The sequence below is a fragment of the Phenylobacterium sp. genome, from assembly GCF_044371015.1.
Lineage (GTDB): Bacteria > Pseudomonadota > Alphaproteobacteria > Caulobacterales > Caulobacteraceae > Phenylobacterium.
Map to the genome: position 1 here is coordinate 1 of NZ_JBILUK010000197.1, position 6,026 is coordinate 6,026.

A 6,026-nucleotide genomic window follows, 5' to 3' on the forward strand; every position below is an offset into this window, starting at 1 on the left:
TGCCGGACAACCTCGACCCACCCTTGGCGCTGCGCTACCACGGCCATCAGTTCCGCAGCTACAACCCCGACCTGGGCGATGGGCGCGGCTTCCTGTTCGCCCAGCTTCGTGAGGCCGGGACGGATCGGCTTCTGGACCTCGGCACCAAGGGTTCCGGACAGACCCCTTGGTCGCGCAGTGGCGACGGGCGGCTGACGCTCAAGGGCGGGGTCCGCGAGGTGCTGGCCACCGCCATGTTGGAGGCGCTGGGCGTTCCCACCTCCCGATCCTTTTCTCTGATCGAGACCGGCGAGGCGCTGGAACGCAACGATGAACCCAGCCCAACCCGCGCCGCCGTTCTGGTCCGCCTGTCGCACAGCCACATCCGCTTCGGCACGTTCCAGCGTCATGCCTACTTCGAGGCGAAGGACCGGATCGGCGCGCTGATCGACTACGCCATCGCTCACTACTATCCGGAGCTGACGGAGGCCCAGGATCGGCCCGCCGCGCTTCTTGGCGCGGTGGTCGCCCGGGCGGCGCATCTAACCGCCCGGTGGATGGCGGCGGGGTTCGTCCACGGCGTCCTCAACACAGACAACATGAACCTGACGGGCGAGAGCTTCGATTACGGGCCCTATCGGTTCCTGCCTCACTCAGACCCGAACTATGTCGCCGCCTATTTCGACCAAACCGGTCTCTACAGCTTTGGTCGCCAGCCCGAGGCGGTGTTCTGGAACCTGCAGCAACTCGCCGGTTGCCTCACGCTGGTTACCGGCAGTGACGCCCTGGTCGGGGCGCTGAACGGCTTCGCGCCGGCCTATCGGGCCGAACTGGCCGGCGCCATGCTGGCCAGGCTGGGCGTGGGGTCGGTCGGCGAGGCGGAGGATGCGGCCCTGGCCCAGGCGGCGTTCCGAGCGCTGGCGGAAGGCGGTGAGCGGCTGCGCTGGGAGCCGTTCTTCTTCGACTGGTTCTGCGGCGACGCGCCCCGCGCCATGGGCGGGCCGCGCGGGGCAATCTATTCCGAGCCCGCATTCGGCGAGTTCCGCGCCCGGCTGGCCGACCACGCGCCGGTCCGGCCCGGAAGGCTGGACGCCAAGGTCTTCGCCCACCCCGATCCCGAGGAACTGCTTTACGACGAGATCGAAGCCCTTTGGGCGCCCATCGCCCAAGCCGACGACTGGTCGCCGTTCCAGGCCAAGCTCGCCCGTATCGAGGCAGCCCGGCTGGCCTGGAGACTCGACGGGGTGGACTGACGACTTGTCGCCGCCGGGTTTGGGGCGTCCTATGCGGTTTCAATGGCGACGGCCGGGGGACTTCGAGATGCGCATTCCAACAAATGCGAGCGAAATCACCACCGATTGGCTGACTGAAGTTCTGGCCGCCGCGCCGAATGGCCCCTTCGGACCCGTTGTTCAGGTCGAGCTCCAGCGGATCGGCGAGGGCGTTGGCGTGATGTCCGAGATCTACCGGTTGGCGATCCGCTATGCGCCGGGCGGCAGACCCGGCCCGGCCTCGCTGGTGGCTAAGGTGCCGGCCGGGACCGCGGAGGCCCGGGGCCTGGCCAACAACTACGGCTTCTACGAGAAAGAGGTCGCCTTCTATCGCGATATCGCCCCGACGGTGTCGATCGCCGCCCCGCGCTGCTTCGGCGCCGCGTTCGACCCGGACTCCAAGCTGTTCGTGCTGCTGATGGAGGACATGGCGGCGGTGTCCCCCGGCGATCAGATCGTCGGCCTGACAGAGGCCCAGGTCCGCCGGGCCATCGGCGAAGTCGCCCCGCTACATGCGCGCTTGTGGGGCGATGTCCGATTGCCGGCGCTGGAGGCGGTGATCCCGGCGCACGGCCAGCCGCCCTGGGACAGCGTCGGCCACATGCACACCGCCGCCTGGGAGATCATCGCGCCCTGGATGAAGGCCCGCCTCAGTCCGGAGATGATGCGGGTGGGCGAACGGCTCTGCACCGATCTGCAGGGGCTGATTGACCGCAATGGCCAGGGCCAGCGGACGCTGTGTCACGGGGACTTCCGGGCCGACAATCTGATGTTCACCGGCGATCCAGGCGATCCGGGCCTGACCGTACTGGACTGGCAGATCCTGGTGCAGGCGCCGGGAGCCTTCGACATCGGCTATCTGATGTCGGCCAGCGTGACGCCGGACGTGCGGCGGAGCCAGGAAATGGATCTGCTCGCCGGCTATCATGCCCAGCTCGTCGCTGGCGGGGTCGGGGGCTATGGGTTTGACGAGTGTCTTGAGGACTATCGGCGGGCGCTGCTGATCGGTTTCACCTATGCGGTCCAGGCTGGCGGGTTTTCCAACATGGAACACGATCGCAACGCAGCCCTGATCCATGCGATGGCGACGCGGTGCGAGGCGGCCTGTCTGGACCTTGGTCTGGCCTCAATGCTGAACTGAACCGACTTCCTTTGCGCCACGTCAGTCTTGCCCGGCGAAGGCGCCCCGACTACCGTCATTAAAACAGGTGTTGGGCCAACAGCCCGCCAGGGAGAGCTTCAAATGACCATCGGCGTGATCGCGATGATTCCGGTTCAGGACGGCAAGGGCGCCGAGTTCGAGGCCTTCTTCACCGAGTTGGCGAAGCAGGTGCGCGCCAATGAGCCGGGCTGCCTCGCCTACCAGCTCACCAAGAGCCGGACCCAGCCCAACGTCTATAAGGTGCTGGAGTTGTACAAGGATCAGGACGCTCTGACCCACCATGGCGGCACAGAGTACTTCAAGGCCGCCGGCCCCAAGTTCGGCGCGGTTCTCGCCGGTCGTCCCGAGATCGAGTATCTCGACGGCGTCGGCTGAGGAGATCGTCATGGACCTGGAGTTCGCGCCTGAGGACCTGGCTTTCCGCGATGAAGTACGCGCGTTCATCGCAGAGGCCTTCGACGAGGAGATGCGGGCCAAGCTCGCCCAGTCGAAGAACCATCACCTCCCTAAGGAGCCCCAGGTTCGCTGGCTGAAGCGGCTGGGCGAGAAGGGCTGGATCGCGCCCGATTGGCCGGTGGAGTACGGCGGCACGGGCTGGAGCCTGGGCAAGAAGTACGTGTTCGACATGGAGATGGCGCTGGCCGGGGCGCCGTCGACATCCAACATGGGGCTGCGCATGTGCGCCCCGGTGGTGATGGCCTTCGGAACGCCGGAGCAGAAGGCCCAGCATCTGCCCAAGATCCTCTCCACCGATGTCTGGTGGTGCCAGGGCTATTCCGAGCCGGGCTCGGGCTCCGATCTGGCTTCACTGGCTCTTAAGGCCGAGCGCGACGGCGATCACTATGTGCTGAACGGCTCCAAGACCTGGACAACGCTGGCTCAGTGGGCCGACTGGATGTTCTGCCTCGTGCGGACCAGCCAGGAGGATATCCGCCAGAAGGGCATCTCCTTCCTGCTCATCGACATGAAAACGCCGGGCATCACCATCCGGCCGATCCCCACGCTCGATGGTCCGGCCGAAGGCGAGCAGGAGATCAACGAGACCTTTTTCGACAACGTCCGCGTGCCGGTTTCCAATCGCATTGGCAAGGAAGGCGAGGGCTGGACCTACGCGAAGTATCTGCTGCAGTTCGAGCGCGGCAACGCCTATGCGCCGGGTCTGCAGGAGATGATGCGCAAGGTCTACAAGATCGCCAAGCTGGAGCGGTCTGACCGCGGTGGCGCTATGATTCAAGACCCCGATTTCCGCAAGAAGCTGGCCGAGGTCGAGATCAAGATTGAGGCGTTGAACGCCACTGAGCTGCGCATCTTCGCTGGACGGGCCAACGGCGACGCCATGGGCGCGGTTTCCTCCATGCTCAAGCTGGAAGGCAGCCAGATGCAGCAGGCGGTGACCGAGCTCGCGCTCGAGGCGGCGGGGGTCTACGCCCAGCCATTCGTGCGGGACACCTGGGAGATGCTGCGCCCCGGCGGCAACACCTTCCGAGCCGGCCCGGACTATGCGGCCACGGTGGCGCCGCACTACTTCAACTATCGGAAGACCTCGATCTACGCGGGTTCCAACGAGATCCAGCACAACATCATGGCCAAGATGGTGCTGGGGCTCTGAACGCCCGTCTTGGGAAACGCAGTTCAGCAAGCCTTAAAGCCATTCACGCATAACGGTGCGGCGGATCCGCAGAGATCCGTCGTCCTGATGCGTCCGTACCTTCGTTGTCGGAACCGATCAGGGCCGAAAGACGGAGTCGGTGGTGGCGAACAGAACCCTGATCGCGGCTATGGCCGCCCCGATTGCGTGGGCTCCAGCGTCTTCAGCCTTGGCCGCGAAGCCAAGCGCCGTGGCCGAGAAAAAGGCGGCGGCTGAGGCGGAGAAGACCAAGAAGGACGCCGAGGCTAAGGCCAAGAAAGAGGCCGAAGCCAAGGAGGCTGCGGCCAAAGAGGCCGCTGAGAAGGCCGAGGCTGAGGCATCGGCCGGTCTTGACGCCGCCAATGGCAAGGATCCCATCGGCGCTTTCGACGTTGAGCCGGCAAAGGAGGTCGCTGTCTGCGCCCTCTCCGACATCGGACCCGGCGCCAAGGCCTGCAGCGGCTTCTTTCAAGGCAATCTTCTGAACAACAGCCCGCTCGATCTCGACGCCCAGGCGGCGGGTCTGAAGATCGTAGGCCTGGAGGACTGGGACGGAAAGCTGGTGGAGCCGCAGATCAATCTAGGTGAGCCGGTGGTGGACTTCTTCACGCCGCTCTCGGGCGCAACGATCGTCGGCATCCACTGGGGCGGCGGCAAGGTTGGCCCGAGCCCTGGGACGCCCGGCGGCGTGACCGCTTTCTACCTGTTTGATGCCGGCCAGGAACTCGACGCGTTCAAGTTGGCCTTTGACGCGGCTTCGGGCGCGCGGCTCTATCGCACCGGTATGTTTTCAGCCCCGCCTCCGAAGTTCAATCCGCCAGGCGGTCTTGGAGGGTCGCCGAACGGAGGCGCGGCGATTCCTGAGCCTTCAACCTGGGCGCTGTTGATCGTGGGTTTCGGGGCCGTGGGGGCCATGATCCGCGCCCGCCGGAAACCGGTCTTCGCATGATCGGCTTGGAGCCTTTGGGAGCAGAAGATAGAGATGCCGTCATGTGGCGCTTCCGCAGCCTGTTTCTGATCGGCGGCCTCGGCGTGGCGCTGGCGGGGACGTCGGCGCTCGCCAAGCCGTTTCACGTCATCCAGTCCGGCTCGGACGCCTGGACCGTGATGGATCCGGAGGGCGTCGAACGCGTGGGAACCACCCCTGTCCGTCGGGCTTGGTCGGTACGGGTCCAGCGTAACATCCTGTCGGGAAATCCGCCTCAGCCCGGCTACGTGCGGACCCTCAGCGAGTATGATTGCGATGCCGGCCGAACGCGCTGGCGCGAGTTTTCCGCCTTCTCGCGCAGCGGCGCTCTGCTGATCAGCAAGGTTAACCCCAATCCGGAATGGGGCCCGGCCGACGATGCGAGCGACACCTATGCCGCCTATCGGGTGATCTGCGAAGGCGGGGGCGGCGGTTCCGTCGTCTCGGCCGACTCGGTGGCCAAGGTGGTAATCAGCCTTATGGGCGCCTGGGACCCGCCGCCTGCGTCCATGACAACGCCTGCGCCTATCCCGGCGCCCAAGGCCGCCCAGACGCCACCCGCCCGGTCCGCGGCGAAAGCTCCGCCCAAGGGGGTCGCGACTCCCGCCCCAAAGGCCGCTGCGCGGCCGGTCGCCAAGACCGCCACGCCGACACGATGAACGCTCAGATGCGGGTGGGGATCACCACCGGCAAGTACTCGTAACCCCGCACGAACGAGGACGGCACCCGGCGCGGCAGGCCCGTGACTTCAAGCCGCGGGAACCGGGCCAGGATCTCTTCCCACATGATCTTGAGCTGAAGTTCGCCCAGACGGTTGCCGACGCAGCGGTGGATGCCGAAGCCGAACGACAGGTGCTGCCTCACGCGGGGCCGCTCGATCCAGTAGTCGTTGGGTCGCTCGATGACCTCTTCGTCGCGGTTGCCCGAGACATACCACATGGCCAGCTTGTCGCCTTGCTTGATGGTTTTGCCGCCGAGTTCGACATCACGCGTGGCGGTGCGGCGCATATAGGCCAGCGG

Annotated in this window: 7 protein-coding genes; 6 read left to right on the forward strand and 1 reads right to left on the reverse strand. The window is 66.0% G+C overall.

The window, feature by feature from the left end; translation table 11 throughout:
• From ACIQ3R_RS14030 to ACIQ3R_RS14055, 6 genes are all read left to right on the forward strand, one after another.
• A partial coding sequence (locus ACIQ3R_RS14030) for a protein adenylyltransferase SelO family protein (protein WP_397419481.1) occupies positions 1–1,232 on the forward strand: 1,232 nt, incomplete at its 5' end.
• 67 nt (positions 1,233–1,299) lie between these two features.
• Positions 1,300–2,391 (forward strand): phosphotransferase, encoded by a 1,092-nt coding sequence (locus ACIQ3R_RS14035; protein WP_397419482.1) that lies wholly within the window; start codon positions 1,300–1,302, stop codon positions 2,389–2,391.
• Between the two features lie 102 nt (positions 2,392–2,493).
• Complete coding sequence (locus ACIQ3R_RS14040; protein WP_397419483.1) at positions 2,494–2,787, forward strand: putative quinol monooxygenase; 294 nt, start codon at positions 2,494–2,496, stop codon at positions 2,785–2,787.
• Positions 2,788–2,797: 10 nt separating this feature from the next.
• Positions 2,798–4,021, forward strand: coding sequence for an acyl-CoA dehydrogenase family protein (locus ACIQ3R_RS14045; RefSeq protein ID WP_397419484.1), 1,224 nt, complete (start codon positions 2,798–2,800; stop codon positions 4,019–4,021).
• A 229-nt stretch (positions 4,022–4,250) separates the two neighbouring features.
• The gene (locus ACIQ3R_RS14050) at positions 4,251–4,988 is read left to right on the forward strand and encodes a PEPxxWA-CTERM sorting domain-containing protein (protein ID WP_397419485.1); all 738 of its coding nucleotides are present in this window, start codon (positions 4,251–4,253) and stop codon (positions 4,986–4,988) included.
• 41 nt (positions 4,989–5,029) lie between these two features.
• On the forward strand, positions 5,030–5,665 hold the full coding sequence (locus ACIQ3R_RS14055; RefSeq protein ID WP_397419486.1) for a surface-adhesin E family protein: 636 nt from the start codon (positions 5,030–5,032) through the stop codon (positions 5,663–5,665).
• A gap of 4 nt (positions 5,666–5,669) precedes the next feature.
• Here the strand turns inward: ACIQ3R_RS14055 and ACIQ3R_RS14060 are convergent.
• Positions 5,670–6,026 (reverse strand): cytochrome P450 (locus ACIQ3R_RS14060; protein WP_397419487.1); only part of this gene is annotated, 357 nt, incomplete at its 5' end.